Origin of the sequence: Rhodococcus sp. BP-241, from assembly GCF_019836145.1 — a bacterium.
In the GTDB taxonomy this organism is placed as follows: Bacteria; Actinomycetota; Actinomycetes; order Mycobacteriales; family Mycobacteriaceae; genus Rhodococcoides.
In genome coordinates, this window is the sequence record NZ_JABUEI010000001.1 from 190,504 (window position 1) to 208,925 (window position 18,422).

Annotated in this window: 16 protein-coding genes; 8 read left to right on the forward strand and 8 right to left on the reverse strand. The window is 70.1% G+C overall.

What is annotated here, in order from left to right:
- Positions 1-39 precede the first annotated feature (39 nt).
- From HQ308_RS00845 to HQ308_RS00860, 4 genes are read left to right on the forward strand one after another with little or no spacing between them, the layout of a single operon-like run.
- Entirely contained in the window at positions 40-1,536 is a 1,497-nt protein-coding gene (locus HQ308_RS00845; protein ID WP_222645229.1) for a glutamate-cysteine ligase family protein, read from the forward strand.
- A 38-nt stretch (positions 1,537-1,574) separates the two neighbouring features.
- Positions 1,575-2,876 (forward strand): trans-acting enoyl reductase family protein, encoded by a 1,302-nt coding sequence (locus tag HQ308_RS00850; protein WP_222645230.1) that lies wholly within the window; start codon positions 1,575-1,577, stop codon positions 2,874-2,876.
- Complete coding sequence (locus tag HQ308_RS00855; RefSeq protein WP_222645231.1) at positions 2,873-4,336, forward strand: CoA transferase; 1,464 nt, start codon at positions 2,873-2,875, stop codon at positions 4,334-4,336. The genes HQ308_RS00850 and HQ308_RS00855 overlap by 4 nt, the downstream gene beginning before the upstream one ends.
- A gap of 12 nt (positions 4,337-4,348) precedes the next feature.
- Positions 4,349-5,392, forward strand: a complete 1,044-nt coding sequence (locus HQ308_RS00860; RefSeq protein ID WP_222645232.1) for a nucleoside hydrolase — start codon at positions 4,349-4,351, stop codon at positions 5,390-5,392.
- A gap of 2 nt (positions 5,393-5,394) precedes the next feature.
- Here the strand turns inward: HQ308_RS00860 and meaB are convergent, their stop codons facing one another.
- From meaB to HQ308_RS00875, 3 genes are read right to left on the reverse strand one after another with little or no spacing between them, the layout of a single operon-like run.
- A complete protein-coding gene (gene meaB / locus HQ308_RS00865) occupies positions 5,395-6,405 on the reverse strand; it encodes a methylmalonyl Co-A mutase-associated GTPase MeaB (RefSeq protein ID WP_027505321.1) in 1,011 nt (336 codons plus the stop codon).
- A gap of 2 nt (positions 6,406-6,407) precedes the next feature.
- On the reverse strand, positions 6,408-8,687 hold the full coding sequence (gene scpA, locus HQ308_RS00870; protein ID WP_235578919.1) for a methylmalonyl-CoA mutase: 2,280 nt from the start codon (positions 8,685-8,687) through the stop codon (positions 6,408-6,410).
- A complete protein-coding gene (locus HQ308_RS00875) occupies positions 8,684-10,615 on the reverse strand; it encodes a methylmalonyl-CoA mutase family protein (protein ID WP_222645233.1) in 1,932 nt (643 codons plus the stop codon). The genes scpA and HQ308_RS00875 overlap by 4 nt, the downstream gene beginning before the upstream one ends.
- 274 nt (positions 10,616-10,889) lie before the next feature.
- Here HQ308_RS00875 and HQ308_RS00880 point away from each other — a divergent pair, with 274 nt between their 5' ends.
- The 3 genes from HQ308_RS00880 to HQ308_RS00890 all read left to right on the forward strand — a co-directional run bounded on the left by HQ308_RS00880 (position 10,890) and on the right by HQ308_RS00890 (position 12,803).
- Complete coding sequence (locus HQ308_RS00880; protein WP_285186007.1) at positions 10,890-11,513, forward strand: TVP38/TMEM64 family protein; 624 nt, start codon at positions 10,890-10,892, stop codon at positions 11,511-11,513.
- Positions 11,514-11,628: 115 nt separating this feature from the next.
- On the forward strand, positions 11,629-12,225 hold the full coding sequence (locus HQ308_RS00885) for a hypothetical protein (protein WP_027505318.1): 597 nt from the start codon (positions 11,629-11,631) through the stop codon (positions 12,223-12,225).
- A complete protein-coding gene (locus tag HQ308_RS00890) occupies positions 12,225-12,803 on the forward strand; it encodes a hypothetical protein (RefSeq protein WP_037185388.1) in 579 nt (192 codons plus the stop codon). The genes HQ308_RS00885 and HQ308_RS00890 overlap by 1 nt, the downstream gene beginning before the upstream one ends.
- Before the next feature lie 3 nt (positions 12,804-12,806).
- Here the strand turns inward: HQ308_RS00890 and HQ308_RS00895 are convergent, their stop codons facing one another.
- From HQ308_RS00895 to HQ308_RS00905, 3 genes are all read right to left on the reverse strand, one after another.
- Positions 12,807-14,036 (reverse strand): SPFH domain-containing protein, encoded by a 1,230-nt coding sequence (locus HQ308_RS00895; protein WP_051613228.1) that lies wholly within the window; start codon positions 14,034-14,036, stop codon positions 12,807-12,809.
- Positions 14,037-14,468, reverse strand: coding sequence for an NfeD family protein (locus HQ308_RS00900; RefSeq protein WP_027505316.1), 432 nt, complete (start codon positions 14,466-14,468; stop codon positions 14,037-14,039).
- 63 nt (positions 14,469-14,531) lie between these two features.
- Complete coding sequence (locus tag HQ308_RS00905) at positions 14,532-15,380, reverse strand: DUF3097 domain-containing protein (protein WP_056444639.1); 849 nt, start codon at positions 15,378-15,380, stop codon at positions 14,532-14,534.
- Between the two features lie 133 nt (positions 15,381-15,513).
- On the opposite strand from HQ308_RS00905, the gene HQ308_RS00910 reads away from it, so the two are divergent.
- Positions 15,514-16,335: a hypothetical protein gene (locus HQ308_RS00910; RefSeq protein ID WP_222631088.1), complete on the forward strand. Its 822-nt coding sequence runs from the start codon at positions 15,514-15,516 to the stop codon at positions 16,333-16,335.
- A 103-nt stretch (positions 16,336-16,438) separates the two neighbouring features.
- Here the strand turns inward: HQ308_RS00910 and HQ308_RS00915 are convergent, their stop codons facing one another.
- Together HQ308_RS00915 and inhA are read right to left on the reverse strand one after the other, a co-directional pair.
- Positions 16,439-17,491 carry a ferrochelatase gene (locus HQ308_RS00915; protein ID WP_222645234.1) on the reverse strand — a complete coding sequence of 351 codons (1,053 nt, stop codon included), beginning with the start codon at positions 17,489-17,491 and terminating at the stop codon, positions 16,439-16,441.
- A gap of 63 nt (positions 17,492-17,554) precedes the next feature.
- On the reverse strand, positions 17,555-18,379 hold the full coding sequence (gene inhA / locus HQ308_RS00920) for an NADH-dependent enoyl-ACP reductase InhA (protein ID WP_222637578.1): 825 nt from the start codon (positions 18,377-18,379) through the stop codon (positions 17,555-17,557).
- Positions 18,380-18,422: the final 43 nt, after the last annotated feature.

Here is an 18,422-nt window from a genome sequence, read left to right on the forward strand (position 1 = left end):
TCGTGCGCCTGGCGGCCGCCCACGTGGTGCAATGTCGTGATGGGCGACGAGGTCGAGCAGCGCACGTTCAGCCGTAAGGACCGGCAGATGTTCCGGCACAAGGTGCAGGAGTGTCTGGACGCCCTGGCGGCGATGTTGGCGGACGACACCTTCCGGGTGGACGAGCCACGCCTGGGCATGGAGATCGAGCTCAACCTGGTGGACGAGTCGATGCAGCCGGCCATGGCCAACGCGGCCGTGCTCGAGGCGATCGCCGATCCGGACTTCCAGACCGAGCTGGGCCAGTTCAACATCGAGATCAACGTGGCCCCGGAACCGCTGGCGGGCGACCGGATGCGCATCCTGGAGAACGGATTACGCACCTCTCTGGACACCGCGGACGCCCGTGCTCGTGAGCAGGGATGCGCCCTGGCGATGATCGGGATGCTGCCCACGCTGGGCAAGGATCACTTCGCCCACCAGTGGTTGTCCAGCAATCCGCGATACGACCTGCTCAACCAACAGATCTTCGCGGCGCGCGGCGAGGACATCGAACTGTCGATCACCGGGGTCCCTCTGCCCGGCAGCCACGACATCGAGTCGTTGAACGAGATCTCCGACACGATCCTCCCCGAGGCCGCGTGCACCTCCGTGCAACTACACCTGCAGGTCTCGCCGACGGAGTTCCCCGCGCACTGGAACGCCGCGCAGGCGCTGGCGGGAGTGCAGGTGGCACTGGCCGCCAACTCCCCCTTCCTCGCCGGCAAGGCACTGTGGCACGAGACCCGGATCCCCCTGTTCGAACAGGCGACGGACACGCGCCCACAGGAACTCAAGAACCAGGGAGTTCGACCCCGCGTGTGGTTCGGCGAGCGCTGGATCACGTCGATCTTCGATCTGTTCGAGGAGAACTCGCGGTATTTCCCCGCGCTGCTGCCGGTCGTGTCCGACGAGGATCCGATGGCCGAACTCGCGGCGGGCCGAGCGCCCGGCCTGACCGAGCTGAAGATGCACAACGGCACCGTCTATCGATGGAACCGTCCGATCTACGACACCTCGAACGGCGAGCAGCACATCCGCCTCGAGAACCGCGTTCTTCCCGCGGGGCCGACCGTGCTCGACATCCTCGCCGACGCGGCGCTGTACTACGGCACCCTGCGGTCGCTCGTCGACGCGGACCGGCCGGTGTGGACGCAGATGTCGTTCGACGCCGCCGTGGAGAACCTGCACTCGGCGGCCCGCGGCGGGTTCGACTCGCGGCTCTACTGGCCGGAGGTCGGCTGGATCTCGCCGCAGGAGCTGGTCCTGCGCCGACTGCTGCCCATGGCCGAGGCGGGTCTCGCGTCGTACGGCGTGGACACCGAGGTGCGCGACCGCTACCTCCGGGTCATCGAGGGTCGATGCCTGCGCCGTCAGTCCGGATCGGTGTGGCAACGCAATGCCGTCGTCGCACGCGAGCGTGCCGGGGAGTCGCGCGAGCGCGCCGTGGCGGGCATGTTGTCCGATTACCTGCAGCTCATGCACGAGGGCGAGGCCGTCCACACGTGGTCGTGGTGAGTGGTGGTGGGTCACAGGAGCGCTTGTAGGCTCGGGTGATGGCCGAGACTTCCGCACCTGACCCATCCGAACTCGACACTGCGTCCGATCTCGACACGGCAGGGGATCGCGAGTTGGACGTCGTCGTCTACGGCGCCACCGGTTTCGTGGGCGCGCTCACCGCCGAGTACCTGGCGAATCATGCCCCGCAGGGCACGTCGATCGCACTCGCGGGCCGGTCCCGATCCAAGTTGGAGTCGACCCGTCGCGGTCTGCCGTCCCGCGCCGCCGACTGGCCACTGCTCGTCGCGGACGCGGACGACGAGGCCGCGCTCACCGACATCGCTTCTCGCACACAGGTCGTCATCACCACGGTCGGGCCGTACGCGAAGTTCGGACGCACGCTCGCGCACGTCTGCGCGGCGCACGGCACGGACTACGTCGACCTCACCGGCGAAGTGCTGTTCGCTCGCCTCAGTGCCGACCAGAACCACGATCTCGCACACTCCACCGGCGCTCGGATCGTGCACTCCTGCGGCTTCGACTCGGTGCCGTCCGACATCGGCGTGCACGCGCTCTACTCCAAGGTCCACGAGGACGGAGCAGGCGACCTGACCGACACCACCCTCGTCGTGACGTCGATGAGCGGCGGAGTCAGCGGCGGCACCATCGACTCGCTGCGCGGCCAGATCGACGAGATCACGAAGGACCGCGCCGCGGCGAAGATGGCGGCGAGCCCCTACTCGCTCAGCCCCGACCGCTCGATCGAGCCGGATCTGGGACGCCAGAGCGACACCCCCATCGTCAAGGGCGCCGACATCCACCCCGATCTCAAGGGGTGGAAGGCACCGTTCGTGATGTCCTCGTACAACACTCGGGTCGTGCGCCGCACGAACGCGCTGCTCGGATACCCGTACGGCAAGAACTTCCGCTACAGCGAGGTCATGAGCGTCGGCTCGTCGCCCGCCTCCCCGGTGATCGCCGGTGCCGTGCTCGCCGGACTGGGCGCCTTCGTCGCGGGCATGGCCTTCAAGCCCACCCGTTTCCTCCTCGACAAGATCCTGCCCAAGCCGGGCGACGGTCCCAGCGAGAAGACCCGGCAGAAGGGGCATTTCACGATCGACGTCTACACCACCACCAGCAGCGGTGACCGGTACGTCTCGCGCGTGAAGGCGAAGGGCGATCCCGGCTACGCGGCCACCGCCATGATGCTGGGCGAATCGGCACTGGCGCTCGCGCTCGACCGTGACGCACTCCCCTCCGTCGGCGGCGGCGTGCTCACCCCGGCCTCCGGAATCGGTGACGCGCTGATCCACCGACTCCGCGGCGCCGGCATGGAGATCTCCGCGCGCAAGGTATGACCGACCTGCTGCACCGGTACCAGGCCGACCTGGGTCTCGCTCAGGCCGCCGACATCACCGTGCGACCCGTGTCCGAGGGCGTGTTGTCGTCGACCCTGCCGGTGGCCGCGCTGGCCGTCGGTGCGGTCGCTGCACTCGGTTCCGCGGTCGACCGGTTCCGCGTCGCCTCGGGGCTGACCGCACCGTCACCGCGCGTGGTGGTCGGCGATCGGGTCGCCGCGTCGTTCGCGGGAGACAGACTGTTGCGCATCGACGGGCGGCCGGTCGCAGGGTTCGCCGCCCTGTCCGGCTTCTTCCGCACCGCGGACGGGTGGGTGCGCACCCACGCCAACTACCCGCACCACCGGGCGCGACTGCTCTCGCTCCTCGAGCTCGCCGACGACGCCGACCACACCGCCGTCGCGGCGGCTCTGCTCCTCCACGAGGCTCTGGACGTGGAGGAGCGTGCAGCAGAACTCGGCGCGCTCGTCGTGGCGGTGCGGACCCCGGACGAGTGGTTCGGCTCGGCGCCCGGCCGTTTCACGCGTTCCGGCCCCATCGTCTCGTCCACCGTGCGTCCCGACGGTCTGCCGTCGCTTCCCGAACCACCGACCGACCCGATGCGACCGCTGGCCGGGGTGCGCGTACTGGATCTCACGCGGGTCATCGCCGGCCCGGTCGCCACGCGCGATCTGGCCCTCCTCGGTGCATCGGTACTGCGGGTCGACTCCCCACTGCTGCCGGAGATCGAAGCCCAGCACCTCGACACCGGCGCCGGCAAGTACTCGACTCTCCTGGACGTGCTCGTCGACGACGACGACGAGCGACTGACGGCGCTGATGTCGTCGGTGGACGTGGTGGTCGGCGGCTACCGGCCGGGCTCCTACATCGACGACCACCTCCGTGCGCACCGGCCGAGCGGAGCGATCATCGGGACGGTGAGTGCGTGGGGCGGCCGGGGGCCGTGGGCACGGCGGCGCGGATTCGACAGCCTGGTGCAGGCGGCGTCCGGCATCGCGAACATGTGCGGCGGGAAGGCCGGAGGCCGGTCGGATGACGGCGGGAAGGCCGGAGGCCGGTCGGATGACGGCGGGAAGGCCGGAGGCCGGTCGGATGACGGCGGAAAGGCCGGAGGCCGGTCGGATGACGGCGGGACGGCCGGGGTTCCGGGGGCGCTGCCGGTGCAGGCGCTCGATCACGCGTCCGGCCATCTGCTGGCGGCGGGAATCGTCGACGCTCTGACCCAGCGCCTCGACGGTGGCATCGGTAGGACGGTGTCGGTCTCGTTGGCACGCACTGCCGCCTGGCTGCTCGATGCCGACGGCAGGGTCGACACTCCATCCGACCCCGTGCTGCCGACGGACGAGCACACCGTCCTCCACGACGACGTCCGCACGGCCCGACCGGCGCTCGCGGAGTACGACGATCACCCCTTCCCGGCCCGCCCGTGGGGACGCGACGAGCCGCGCTTCCCGTCCTGACAGGATGGCGGCATGACCGACGTCGACTCCCCCGCCCGCACTCGACTCCTCGTCGACGTCGACACCGGAATCGACGATTCCCTCGCTCTGGTCTATCTGGCTGCGAGTCCGGAGGCCGAGATCGTGGCCGTGTGCTGCACGGCGGGCAACGTGCCCACCGCGCAGGTGACACGGAACACGCTGTCCTGGTTGGAGATCTGTGGTCTGACCGACGTGGAGGTGGCCGTCGGCGTCGACGCACCGCTGGTCGCCCCGCTGATGACGACGGAGGACACGCACGGTCCGCTGGGAGTGGGCTACGCGAATCTGCCGGCGCCCACCATGACCGTCTCCGATCGGACGGCGGCGCAGGCGTGGGTGGACCTTGCGCGCGAGAACCCGGGCGAGCTGGTCGGGCTGGTGACCGGTCCGATGACGAATCTGGCTCTGGCACTGCGGCTCGAGCCCGCACTGCCCGTGCTGCTGAAGCGTCTGGTGATCATGGGCGGCAGCATCGATCACCCGGGGAACACGACGCCCACCTCCGAATGGAACGTGGCGGTCGACCCGGAAGCTGCGAAGGAGGTGTTCGACGCCTTCGACGCGGTGCCCTCGGGCCGGGAGCCGATCGTGTGCGCCCTGGGCCTGACGGAACGGATCGAGATGCATCCGTCGCACGTGGCACGTCTGGCAGAGATCGCCGGATCCGTTCCGGTGGAGCACCTCTCGATCGACGAGGTGGGAGCACGCTCGACGGCGTCCGTGCCCGTCGTGCGATACCTGACGGACGCGGTGCGGTTCTACATGGAGTTCCACCACGCGCAGGGTGAGGGATACCTGGCGCACATGCACGACCCGTTCGCGGCGGCCGTCGCACTGCACCCGGAGATCGCCGAGTACGCCCTGGCCACCGTCGACGTCGAACTCGTCGGGACCCTCACGCGGGGAACGACGGTGGCCGACCGGCGCGGGTTCTGGGGACGTCGCCCCAATGCCGCGATCGCCGTGTCGACCGATCCGGACGCCTTCTTCGATCACCTGCTCGCGACGGTCGGGGCGTTCGCCGCCGGGCGCTGAGTTCAGCCGTCGAAGGCGGTCAGGATCTCCTGCGCACCCAGGGCCGCGGTGAGAGACCCGTCGGCCACGCGCCTCTCCACGTCGGCGCGGACGGCGGTCACCGCGGGACTCGACGACAGTCGGCGCATCAGCTGGTCCTGCACCATGGTCCACACCCACTGGACCTGCTGGTCGCGGCGGCGGGCGTCGAAGTCGCCTGCCGCGGTGAGGACGTCGCGGTGGCGGCACACGGTGTCCCAGAACTCCGTGAGTCCGGTCTCCTCGATCGCGCTCATCGTCAGCACGGGCGGCGTCCACAGGGCGTCGTGCGGGTAGATCAGTCTGAGCGCTCCGGCGAGTTCGCGCGCGGCACCCTTGGCGTCGCGGAGATGGTTCCCGTCGGCCTTGTTGACGGCGACCACGTCGGCGAGTTCGAGGACACCCTTCTTGATGCCCTGCAGCTGATCTCCCGTGCGCGCGAGCGTCAGGAAGCAGAAGGTGTCCACCATGCCCGCGACCGTGATCTCGGACTGCCCGACCCCGACGGTCTCCACCAGCACGACGTCGTAGCCGGCCGCCTCGAGCAGCACGATCGTCTCGCGGGTCGCCTTCGCGACACCGCCGAGGGTTCCCGACGTCGGGGACGGCCGGATGTACGCCTCGGGCGCGACCGTGAGCCGTGCCATCCGCGTCTTGTCCCCGAGGATGGAGCCCCCGGTACGGGTCGACGACGGATCCACCGCGAGAACCGCGACGCGGTGGCCCTTCTCGATGAGCGTCATGCCCAGGGCGTCGATGAACGTCGACTTGCCGACTCCCGGTACGCCCGTGATGCCCACCCGATGTGACCCCCCGGCGTGCGGAAGGAGCTCGAGCAGCATCTGTTGGGCGAGGTCGCGATGGTCGTCGCGGGTGGACTCGACGAGGGTGATGGCACGCGCCAGCCCGGCACGCTCACCGGCCCGCACCGAGGCCACGAGCGCGTCGAGATCGATCGCCGGACGCGTGGGACGTGCTGCGGTCGCGTCGGACATGCTCAGGCGTTCGCTCCTGCGTCCGAGACGGCCGCGCCGTGACCCAGGCTCTCCGCGAGCTGGCCGATGAGATCGACCGCGGCGTCGGCGATCACCGTGCCGGGCGGGAAGATCGCGGCCGCCCCGGCCTCACGCAGCGCGTCGAAGTCGCCCGGCGGGATGACGCCGCCGACCACGACCATGATGTCGGACCGGCCGACGGCGGCGAGTGCTTCCCGCAGCGCCGGAACCAGCGTCAGGTGACCGGCGGCGAGCGACGACACCCCGATGACGTGGACGTCGTTGTCGGCGGCCTGGTTCGCCACCTCCTCGGGGGTCTGGAACAGGGGGCCGACATCGACGTCGAAGCCGATGTCGGCGAACGCCGTCGCGATGACCTTCTGTCCGCGATCGTGTCCGTCCTGCCCCATCTTCGCCACCAGGATGCGGGGTCGGCGGCCCTCCGCCTTCGCGAACGCCGTCGCCAGCTCGCCTGCATGCACCATGTTCGTGGCCTTCCCCGCCTCGTCCCGGTAGACACCGCTGATCGTGCGGATCTCGGCGCGGTGCCGTCCGTAGACCTTCTCGAGTGCGTCGGAGATCTCGCCCACCGTCGCCATGGCCCGCGCCGCGTCGACGGCGAGGGCGAGCAGGTTGTTCTCCATCCCGCCGTCGGTGGACGCGGCCGCCGCGGTGAGGGCGGACAGCGCCGCCTCGACGCGGCCGGGGTCGCGCTCCTCGCGCAGTCGCTCCAGCTTCTCGATCTGCTCGGTGCGCACCCGCGAGTTCTCGACCTTGAGCACCTCGATGGCGTCGGGCTCGTCGGGAACGTACTTGTTGACACCCACCAGCGGCTGCCGACCGGAGTCGATGCGCGCCTGCGTCCGCGCCGCCGCCTCCTCGATGCGGAGCTTCGGGATGCCCTCGCCGATGGCCTTGGCCATTCCGCCGGCCTCCTCGACCTCGGCGATGTGCGCGCGGGCCCGATCGGCGAGCTGGTGGGTCAGCCACTCCACGTAGTACGAGCCGCCCCACGGATCGATGGGCCGCGTCGTGCCGGACTCCTGCTGCAGCAGCAGCTGGGTGTTGCGGGCGATCCGGGCGGAGAAGTCGGTGGGCAGCGCGAGCGCTTCGTCGAGCGCGTTGGTGTGCAGTGACTGCGTGTGTCCCTGCGTCGCGGCCATCGCCTCGATACACGTGCGGGAGACGTTGTTGAAGACGTCCTGCGCCGTCAGCGACCAGCCGGACGTCTGCGAATGTGTGCGCAGCGACAGTGATTTCGCGCTGGACGGGTCGAACTTCTGCACCAGCTCCGCCCACAGCAACCGGCCCGCGCGCAGTTTGGCGACCTCCATGAAGAAGTTCATGCCGATGGCCCAGAAGAAGGACAGCCGCGGGGCGAACGTGTCGATGTCCATGCCCGCGGCCAGCCCGGCGCGGATGTACTCCACCCCGTCGGCGAGGGTGTACGCGAGCTCCAGGTCGGCCGTCGCGCCGGCTTCCTGGATGTGGTAGCCGGAGATGGAGATCGAGTTGAACTTCGGCATGTGCGTCGAGGTGTACGCGAAGATGTCGGAGATGATCCGCATCGACGGCTCGGGCGGATAAATGTAGGTGTTGCGCACCATGAACTCTTTGAGGATGTCGTTCTGGATGGTGCCGGCGAGCTTCTCGGGTCCGACGCCCTGCTCCTCCGCCGCGACGACGTACAGCGCCAGGATCGGCAGCACGGCGCCGTTCATGGTCATCGACACCGACACCGACCCCAGGTCGATCCCGTCGAAGAGTTGGCGCATGTCGTAGATCGAGTCGATCGCGACACCCGCCATGCCGACATCGCCCTGCACGCGCGGGTGGTCACTGTCGTAGCCGCGGTGCGTCGCGAGGTCGAACGCGACCGACAGCCCCTTCTGACCGGCAGCGAGGTTGCGACGGTAGAACGCGTTGGACTCCGACGCCGTCGAGAACCCGGCGTACTGACGAATCGTCCACGGCTGGTTGACGTACATCGTCGGGTACGGACCGCGCAGGAACGGAGCCGTGCCCGGGTAGGAGTCGAGCGGGTACCCGGCCTCGGCCGCCTCCGCCCGGTCGGCGCCGGTGTACAGGGGTCGGACGTCGATGCCCTCGGGGGTGGACCACACCACCTGCTCGGGCGAGTAGCCGTGAGCCGCCGCGGCCGCCTCGACGTGGGCGCGCGCATCGTCGGCCGCCGGCGCTGCCGCGTCCGCACCGCGGGGGTCGACGAGCGGAACGTCCGCGAAACTGCCCACGGGGCCCATGTCACCAGCGTCGTCGGTCATGCGGTGTGTCCTTCCGTACGAGCCTCGCCGGTGAGTGCATCGAGAAGAGCACTCAGTTCGGCGACGGCATCGATGGTGAGCGTGAGATGTCCGTCCGGGGTCTGTTCCGGCGACGCGTCCGCGAAGGCCGAGGCACCGCCGGCGACGAGCACCGTCCGCACCCCCGCCGACCGCAGAGCGGCGACGGCGTCCGGTCCCTCGGCTGCGTACCGCTTGTCGGTGCCGCACAGCACGGCGATCGGCGAGGCGGTCTCGCGTGCCACCGCGGCGAGATCGGCTCCCGCACCGGGGTTCACCGCCTCGATCCCGCCCGACGCCATGAGGTTCGCCGCGAACGTGGTGCGTCCGTTGTGTTCCGCGACGCTGCCCAACGGCGCCAGCAGCACCACCGGTCGACTGCCCTTGTCCGCCAGCACCGCGTCGCTGCGATCACGCAGCGCCTCGAACTCGGCGGCGTACCGCGTCGCGGGACGTCCGGCGACGGTGCCGTTCCCCGAGGCCGCGGGCGACGGCTCCTGCAGGTTCGGGAACTCGTTGACACCGGTGACCGCGGTGCGGCGGTGGGCGATGTCGCTCGCACGGGCGGCTCGGGTCCCCTCGACCCGGCGCGCGATCTCACCGGATTCCAGCGCGGCGCGGTAACCGCCGGCGGCCTCGACCGCCTGCAGAACCGACCACGCCGAGTCCGCGAGCGCGTCGGTGAGCGACTCGACGTACCAGGAACCACCGGCCGGATCGACCACCCGACCAAGGTGGGACTCCTCGAGCAGGAGCAGCTGGGTGTTGCGCGCGATCCGTGCGGCGAATGTCTGCGAGACGTCCGCGGCGCCGCCGGGAATCGCGGCGTCGAACGGCAGGACGGTCACCGCGTCGGCTCCGCCCACACCGGCGCCGAACGCGGCCAGCGTCGTGCGCAGCATGTTCACCCAGGGATCGCGCTGCGTCATCATCGCCGCCGAGGTGACGGCGTGCTGTGGGGCCCCGCCGTGCTCCGGCGCCCCGAGCACCTCGGCCACCCGGGCCCAGACCCGCCGGGCCGCACGGAACTTGGCGATGGTCTCGAACTGCTCGTCGGTGGCCGCGAGCCGGAACTCCACCTGTCCCAATGCCTCGACAGTGGACAGTCCCGCCGCCGTGAGCGCACGCAGATACTCGAGTCCGGCCGCGACGGTCAGACCGACCTCCTGCGCGTCTGCCGACCCGGCAGCGTGGAACACGGTGCCGTCCAACGTGATCGCGCGCACCCGCTCGGTGCGCGCCACTGCCCGCACCGCGAGATCGATCGCGTCCTGCTCGCTCGCACCCGGGAGGTCGGCGAATCGATCGGTCAGCGGTGACGCCCCCAGTCGGACGTCGGCGGCGGCACCGCGCTCGTCCAGGAGCGCGAACAGCGCGTCGGCCACCGCTGTGACGTCCGCACCCGCGTCCAGCGTCAGGGGCGCGAGGTCGAGCAGGACCCCGTCGAGTGCGCGGGCCAGGCCCTCGGCACCCACGGACGCCGTGTCGAGCCACAGGGCGCTCGTGCCGTTCTGCAGCGCGTCGAGGAGCTGGTCGTTGAGCGTCGCCGCGTCCGAGTCCGCACCGGCGGGACGGCCGAACCGACCGGCGACCAGCCACCCGACGTTGACGTCGCGATGCGCGTCCGTGCCACGCGTGAAGGGGAAGGTGCCGGGCAGCGGAGCCTCGGCAGTCTCGTCCAGCGGCCCGTACAGGGGCCGCACCGTGACCCCGTCGTACGTGGTCACCTCGAGCAGCGTCTCCGGATGCTCGGGGAGCTCCGAGACGTCCACCCGACGAGCCTTGGCCAGCACCCCGGCCACGCCGCGGCGCCAGGTCGCGAAACCCTCCTCGGCGCTGCTCACCGGTACGGCCGCGCCGACGTCCTCGGCAGCGACGGAATCCGGTGTCCCGGTGTGTGACGTGGCCATGTGTCCCTTTCGCGCCTGCGGATGCTGTGATGTTAACCGCACTCCGGGCACGCTATCCCGAGTCCCATCACAGTGGCCTGAGACAAACTTCACACTAGTAGGGCGTCCGAGCATCGGTCCTCCTAGTGACCGTTCCGACCGCGTCGACGAGCACCGCCCGCATCGCTCTTCGGTAGCGTGAGCAGACGTGACGACCCCCGACATCGACCCGCACGACACAGTGCCGTCGGAGGAGTCGATCGTCCTCGGAGGCCGCCGCGCGCTCGTGCTCCGCGTGGCCGCGACCGTCACCGTGCTCGCCGCCCTGATCGTCGTGGCACTGCTCGTACCCCTCCCCACCATCGACCGCGTGCGGGAGTGGGCCGTTGCCGTCGGGCCGGCCTTCCCCCTCGTCTTCTTCGCGGCGCACGCGATCATCACGGTGGCGCCGATCCCCCGCACCCTGTTCACGGTGTCGGCGGGTGTGCTGTTCGGACCCGTGACGGGGGTCGGTGTGGCGGTCGCAGCGACGACCGTGAGTGCAGTGCTCGCGTTCCTGCTGGTCCGAGCACTCGGCCGCGACGTGGTGACCGCACGCTGGGACCATCCGGTGATCCGGGCCGTCGATTCCCGTCTCGCGCGACGGGGATGGTTGGCGGTGGGGAGTCTTCGACTCATCGCGCCGGTGCCGTTCTCGGTGGTCAATTACTCCGCCGGCCTGTCTTCGGTGGCCGTGGTGCCGTTCGCGCTGGCGACGGTGGTCGGGGTGATCCCGGGAACGGTCGGCATCGTGTTGCTCGGCGACGCTCTGGCCGGTCACGGCGATCCGGTCCTGCTCGCGATCTCGGGGGTCTGCATTGCCGTGGGCGTCGTGGGACTGATCCTGGACGCGCGGATGCCGGTGGCCGGCGATCGATGAGGTCAAGGTCACGGGCTTGATGTGGCCGGATCAAGGTCGACGATGAACTCTGTGCGTCGCAACGCATCAAGACTCGAGGCTTGATTACGACTGATCAAGCTTCTAGGGTTGATCGATGTTCGTTCTGACCGTGGACCAACGCGGAAGTCGACGCGACATCGATCGCGTCGCCGACATCCTCGACCGAGCCACCGACCTGGTGCGCCCGTTCGAACGCACGGCCGGCGACGAGGTCCAGGGTGTGGCGGACGACGCGTCTGTGGCACTCGACCTCGCCCTCGACTTCCTCGAGGACGGGCACTGGAGCGTCGGGATCGGGGTGGGGGCCGTGGAGGATCCGTTGCCACGCTCCACCAGAGCGGGTCGGGGCCCGGCGTTCGAAGCCGCGCGGGACGCCGTCGACAGCGCCAAGAACGCCGTCGCCCACATCGCGGTCCGCGGCGGTGACGCCGAGTCCGCCGGCGATGCCGACGCCGTGGTGGCACTGCTGGCACTGCTCCTGGTCCGGCGCACCGAGCAGGGCCGCGCCGCGGTCGACAGTGTCCGCAGGCTCGGATCGCAGACCGCCGTCGCCGAGGAACTGTCCATCACACCGCAGGCAGTGTCCCAACGACTGGCCGTCGCGGGGTGGCAGGCCGAGCGTGCAGCACGACCGGTCGTGGCGCGGATGCTCGCGCTCGCCGATCTGCGCGCACGCGGAACGGACGCCTGATGGCGACCACCCTCGCGCTGCTCGCACTCGCGCTCTCCGCCGGAGCAGCACTGCTTCCCGCCCGACCGGTGCCGACGATCCCACCGACGGCTGCGCCGGGACGCCGCGTCCGGTGGCTGCCGCCGCTGCGCTGGTGGATTCCGGCACTCCTGTCCGCCGGGATGCTCGCACTGGCGGGTCTCGCCGCCGCGATCGCCGGCGCACCGGTCACCGGGCCACCACTCGTCGTTGCGATGGTCCTGGTCGTCGCGGTCGCCGTCACCGGCGGCACCGTCGTCGTTCCCGCGGTCTTCCATCTCGCGCGCCGACGGCCCGAGCCCGGAGACGGCGATGCCGACGACGAGCGCCCCGTCCTGCGTGGGGGGCTCGTCATCGGCACACTCGAACGCATCGCCGTCGTGGTCGCAGTGCTCACGGGGTGGCCCGAGGGCATCGCCGTGGTGCTCGCGGTGAAGGGACTCGCGCGCTACCCCGAACTCCGCGATCCGCGGGCGTCCGAGTACTTCATCATCGGCACCTTCACCAGCGTGCTCTGGGCACTCGCCGCGGGCGGCATCGGCGCGGGTCTGGCTGCCTGACCGTCAGCGGTCCAGTTCGCGCGGTGCGTCGTCGCCCGACCCGGACCCGTCCGGCGTGGAGGCCTCGACGGCCTTTGCGGGCTCCGGAGCCGAGTCCCGCGCCGGGTTGGGTGCGGCGGCCAACGACGTGTCGACAGGCTTGCGTGCCACGGCCTCGGCGTCGGCCACCGCCCGAGCGATGGCCGGGTCCGTCTTCGTGTCGAACCAGTCGGCCACTTCCGCGGAGTCGTCCTCCGGCTTGGAGTGCGTCTCGCCCTGGTCGCTGGGCTCGAAACGGAAGACGCCGTCGTCGCCCGGCGCACCGAGATTCTTGGCAAAGCCCTTCAGGGCATCACCGAAGTCGGACGGCACCACCCACATCTTGTTCGCATCACCCTGCGCCATCTTCGGCAGCGTCTGCAGGTACTGGTAGGCGAGCAACTCGGGCGTCGGCTTGCCGGCCTTGATAGCCTCGAACACCTTCTCGATGGCCTTCGCCTCACCCTGTGCGTTGAGGTACTTGGCCGCCCGCTCACCCTGCGCACGGAGGATGCGGGACTGACGCTCACCCTCGGCGGAGAGAATGGCGGCCTGCTTGGCGCCCTCCGCGGACAGGATCTGAGACTGCTTGTCACCCTCGGCCGTCTTGATGGACGACTCACGGTGTCCCTCGGCCGTGAGGATGGTGGCGCGCTTCTCGCGGTCCGCCTTCATCTGCTTCTCCATCGACTCCTGGATGGAGGGCGGCGGATCGATGCTCTTGAGCTCCACTCGGGCGACACGCAGGCCCCATCGCCCGGTGGCCTCGTCCAACACTCCGCGGAGCTGGCCGTTGATGGAGTCACGCGAGGTGAGCGTCTCCTCCAGGGTCATACCGCCGACCACGTTGCGAAGCGTCGTCGTGGTGAGCTGCTCGACACCGACGATGTAGTTGCTGATCTCGTAGACCGCGGCCTGCGGGGTGGTGACCTGGAAGTACACGACGGTGTCGATGGACACCGTCAGGTTGTCCTGCGTGATCACCGGCTGCGGTGGGAAGGACACGACGCGCTCACGCAGGTCGACCTTCGCTCGGACACGGTCGACGAACGGCACGAGGAACGTGAGCTGCCCGGAGACCGTCTTGGAGTATCGGCCCAGACGCTCGATCACCGCGGCCTCGGCCTGCGGCACGAGCGTCACCGACTTCGCCACCACCACGGCGACGAACAGCACCACCACGGCAAGGGCGATCAAGGCGGCATAGTCACCCATCTAGGGTCCTTTCCACACGACGGCCGTGGCGCCGTCGATCTTCATCACGGTCACGGTCGTTCCGGCCGCGTACACCTCGGTGGGATCGAGCGGACGAGCCGTCCACACGTCACCGTCCAGCCGCACCGTGCCGGAGTGCTGATCGATGGCATCGAGCACCTGCGCGGATCGCCCGGTGAGCGCGGCGATCCCGGTGGGGGTCGGCGGGGGCGTCGAGAACCGGCGGGTCAGCACCGGTCGGACACCCAGGATCAGGGCTCCGGACAGGATCGCGAACACGATCGCGTCGCCCCACACGGGGAAGTCGGTCAGCGCCGAGATGCCCGCGGTACCCAGGGCCCCGCCGGCCAGCATGAGAAGGAAGAAATCTCCGGACAGCGCTTCACCCGCAGCGAGAATCACCGCTCCGACGAGCCACAGAAGTGCAACCACGAACTCCACAGTAGCGACGAACGACGAGCCCGTGGGGTGCGCGCGACCGTCGTGGGGAGATCGTTACCGACCTGTCTCCCCGTTCTCGTCACCCAGGGTGACGAAGTCGACGAGGCGCTCCACCGCGCCGATGAGCGGCGCCTCGAGATCGCGAAAACTGGACACCGCACCGTAGACCCGGCGCCACCCGTCCTGCGGTGTGCCCCAACCCAACTCGCGGCAGATGCCGGTCTTCCAGTCGGTGCCGCGCGGGATCCGTGGCCATGCCTCGATGCCCACCGCGGCGGGCTTCACCGCCTCCCACACATCGATGTAGGGGTGTCCCGTGACCGTCACGTACGGGCCGAGCGACCGCGTCAGGCGGTCCTCCTTCGAGCCGTCGACGAGGTGGTCGACGAGAACCCCCACCCTGCGTCCCGGCCCGGGTCCGAACTCCTGCAACCGCTCTGCCAGGTTGTCCAGTCCCTCGAGATGCTCGACGACCACACCCTCGACCCGCAGGTCGTGGCCCCAGACCCGTTCGACGATGGCGGCGTCGTGAATGCCCTCCACCCAGATACGGCTGGGCAGAGCCACTTTCGCTCGTACGTTCTCCACCCGCGTCGACCCGGAGGCCGAGCGGGTCGGAGCGACGGCACGGGTCGGCGCCGGACGCGTCAGCGTCACCGGGCTTCCGTCGACGAGGAAGGCGGCCTCGCGCATCGCGAAGAGCCTCCGTACGCCTCGGCCGTCCTCGAGCCGGACGAAGTCACCGTCGTACGTGCGCTCGAAACCCACCACGGCGCCGCAGAATCCGGTCGCCGCGTCCTCGACCACCACGTCCCGTTCGGCCGCCATCGTCGGGACCACGCGTCGCGCTCGCCTCGCGTGCCCGGCGAAGATGTCGCCGCCGTACCGGTTGTCCGCTGTCATCGTCTTCCCTCGCCCTCCGCGCTCACTCCCGGGACAGGACTGTCGGGTCACCGGGCCGTCCCACGGTATCGGCGCCGCGCACTCCCCGACCGCAGCCACGCCGGTCGCCTCCGACGCCGCCTATGATCGGACGGTGTCGTCCCCATCCTCGAGCCTCGCCATCTGGTGCGGCGCCTGGCTCGCCGGAGCCGCGCCGCCCGACGACGTGATCGATGCCCTCACCGAGTGGGCACCGTTGGCCCTCGTCGTCGCCGCCGATCCCGAGACAGCCGAGCGGCACGACCTCCCGTGGCCCACTCCTCGTGACATCGGCATCGCCCAGTTGCTCCGAGTCGTCCGCGCCGCGGCGCCCGTCGGCGACCGCGAGGTGACCGTCGACATGGTTCTTCCCGCCCCCGGTGACGTCGCCGGGCTGCCGACCGACTCCGCGTTCTCGGCCGCCGCCGTGCTCGCGGGCGAAGGCGTCGTCATCGGAGTGCCGGGTCAGCCGGGTGTCGGACTCGTCCCCACCGACGAGGGCCCCGACGTCATGCGGTGGACGGTGTTCACCGTCACCGTGCCGGTCACCTACCAGGAGCTGGCGCTCGGGGAGATCGAGTACTCGATGCGGGACACCGTCCGGAGTGCGGCCGAGGCCCTCACCGCGGTGCAGACGGTCGACACCGGCCGTTCCGGCGGCGACCCGCACACGATGATCGCCGAGCGCCTCGCCATCGCGAGCCGCCATCGCTACCCGCCGCTCCCCGAACGCACCACCCGAGTTCTCGACACGGCCGACCGGGTGGACGCCATCCTCGCGGCCGCGCAGACGTCGGCGCCCTCGGAGGCACCCAGCAGCAGCGGTGCCGAGGCCCGCGAGGCCGTGCTCCGACCGTTGCGTCGCGCCGTGCGCGCCGCGCGACGTGCCGCCGTGCGCGCCGCCGTGGACGGATACCTGTCGCCCGATCGACGCTAGCGGTACCCCCTCGCGCGAGTACGTCCGTAGTGTCGCGATCCATGCCCGGATCACGACACTTTCGGCGTACTCGCGGGTGGGTGGTTCCGGGATGTTCGAGCTGTCAGGCCGGGCGGCGACGCACCGGGGGCTCGCAGCAGCCGGGATTGCACGGCGTTCCGTCGACGGTCGTCCCGAAGGCGGGCTCGGAACCCAGACGCAGCGGTGCGGTGCCCGCGGTGCGTTCCTCGACCAGCGTCCGCACGAGCCGGGCAAATCGGGGGTCCGCACCCGGCGTGCCTGCGCGCTCGAGAGCGATGCCCAGTTCCTGCGCCTTCTCGACGGCCTCGGTGTCCAGGTCCCACACCACCTCGAGGTGATCCGAGACGAATCCGACCGGGCAGATCACCACGGCGTCGACGCCCGTCTCCGCCAGGGCCTCGAGGTGATCGCAGATGTCGGGATCCAGCCACGGGATCTGCGGCGGTCCCGACCGGGACTGCCACACGACATCGAACTCGTCGACACCTGCTGCGGCGGCGCACAATCGGGACGCCTCGGTGACCTGACGGCTGTAGAGGTGGCCGCCCGCCGACGGCGGACCCGCGGCCTCGTCCGCCGAGACGGGCACCGAGTGCGCCGTGAAGACCACGCGAGCACCGGCCCGGCGATCCGCCGGAAGCCTGCCGATCGCCGCGCGGATCGCGTCGGCGAAGGCATCCACCATGAGCGGATGGTCGTAGTACTGCCGCAGTTTGGTGAGCTGCGGAGCGCCCTCCCCCACGGCGGCACGGGCGCGGGCGATGTCTTCGTGGTACTGCCGACAGCCCGAGTACCCGCCCCAGGCCGAGGTGGGGAACACCAGCGCGTTGCGCACGCCGTCGGCCTGCATCGCGGCGACGGTGTCCTCCGCCATGGGGTGCCAGTTGCGGTTACCGAAGTACACCGGCAGATCGATGCCCGTGAGCGCGAACTCGGTCTCGACCGCGGCGATGATCTCGCGGTTGAGTCGGTTGATCGGCGAGACCCCACCGAAGTGGTGGTAGTGCTCGGCGACGGCATCGAGGCGCTCGGGCGGGATTCCGCGGCCACGGGTGACGTTCTCCAGGAACGGCCGCACCTCGTCCGGCCCCTCGGGCCCACCGAAGGACAGCAGCAGAAGCGCGTCGTAGGTCATGACGCCATTGTGCCGGAACCCGTTTCGGTGGACCCGAGAGGATGCTCGGATCGAGGCGAGATGTCAGAGATTCTCGGGCAACCAGGTGTTGTGGCTCGCGCCGCCGTCGACGTAGACGATCGACCCGGTCGTCGCCGGCAGCCAGTCCGACAGCAGCGCGCAGATCGACTTGGCCACGGCCGTCGGGTCGTTGAAGTTCCAGCCGATCGGGGACGCACCGTTCCAGTACTCGTTGAGCTGGTTCATCTTGTCCGCGTCACCCGTCGCGGTACCCGCGATGGCCTTGGCGGCGAGCGTCTTGATCGGGCCCGCGGCGACCAGGTTGGAACGGACCTTCTTGGCCTCGCCGACCTCGCGGGCGACGTAGCGGTTGACCGACTCGAGCGCAGCCTTCGCCACGCCCATCCAGTTGTAGAACGGCATCGCCGTGCGCGGATCGAAATCCATGCCGACGATCGATCCACCCTCGTTCATGACGGGGAGCACGGCGCGTGCGAGCGAGGCGTAGGACCAGGCAGAGATCTGGAACGCGGCGGCGGCGTCGGGACCCGGTCCCTCCAGGAACGGCTTGGACCCCGGGCCCATCAGGGTGCGCGGAGCGAACGCGATGGAGTGCAGAACGCCGTCGATGCCCTCCGGAGCGACCTCGGAGATGCGACCGGCGAGTGCGGCGAGATGCTCCTCGTTCGTCGCGTCCAGCTCGATCGCCGGCGGCACGGGCGCCGGAAGTCGCTGGGCGATCCTGTCGATCAGTCGCAGCCGGTCGAACCCGGTGATGACGACCTTGGCTCCCTGCTCCTGCGCGACCTTGGCCGCGTGGAACGCGATGGACGCGTCGGTGATGATCCCGGTGATCAGGATGGTCTTGCCTTCGAGCAGTCCGCCCATGTGCGTGTGCCTTTCGTGTGAAGTCTGGTGGGCCCGAGTCGAT

Coding starts and splice junctions, on each gene's coding strand:
- HQ308_RS00845 (WP_222645229.1), top strand. CDS start 40: ATGGGCGACGAGGTCGAGCAGCGCACGTTCAGCCGTAAGGACCGGCAG.
- HQ308_RS00850 (WP_222645230.1), top strand. CDS start 1,575: ATGGCCGAGACTTCCGCACCTGACCCATCCGAACTCGACACTGCGTCC.
- HQ308_RS00855 (WP_222645231.1), top strand. CDS start 2,873: ATGACCGACCTGCTGCACCGGTACCAGGCCGACCTGGGTCTCGCTCAG.
- HQ308_RS00860 (WP_222645232.1), top strand. CDS start 4,349: ATGACCGACGTCGACTCCCCCGCCCGCACTCGACTCCTCGTCGACGTC.
- meaB (WP_027505321.1), bottom strand. CDS start 6,405: ATGTCCGACGCGACCGCAGCACGTCCCACGCGTCCGGCGATCGATCTC.
- scpA (WP_235578919.1), bottom strand. CDS start 8,687: ATGACCGACGACGCTGGTGACATGGGCCCCGTGGGCAGTTTCGCGGAC.
- HQ308_RS00875 (WP_222645233.1), bottom strand. CDS start 10,615: ATGGCCACGTCACACACCGGGACACCGGATTCCGTCGCTGCCGAGGAC.
- HQ308_RS00885 (WP_027505318.1), top strand. CDS start 11,629: ATGTTCGTTCTGACCGTGGACCAACGCGGAAGTCGACGCGACATCGAT.
- HQ308_RS00890 (WP_037185388.1), top strand. CDS start 12,225: ATGGCGACCACCCTCGCGCTGCTCGCACTCGCGCTCTCCGCCGGAGCA.
- HQ308_RS00895 (WP_051613228.1), bottom strand. CDS start 14,036: ATGGGTGACTATGCCGCCTTGATCGCCCTTGCCGTGGTGGTGCTGTTC.
- HQ308_RS00905 (WP_056444639.1), bottom strand. CDS start 15,380: ATGACAGCGGACAACCGGTACGGCGGCGACATCTTCGCCGGGCACGCG.
- HQ308_RS00915 (WP_222645234.1), bottom strand. CDS start 17,491: ATGACCTACGACGCGCTTCTGCTGCTGTCCTTCGGTGGGCCCGAGGGG.
- inhA (WP_222637578.1), bottom strand. CDS start 18,379: ATGGGCGGACTGCTCGAAGGCAAGACCATCCTGATCACCGGGATCATC.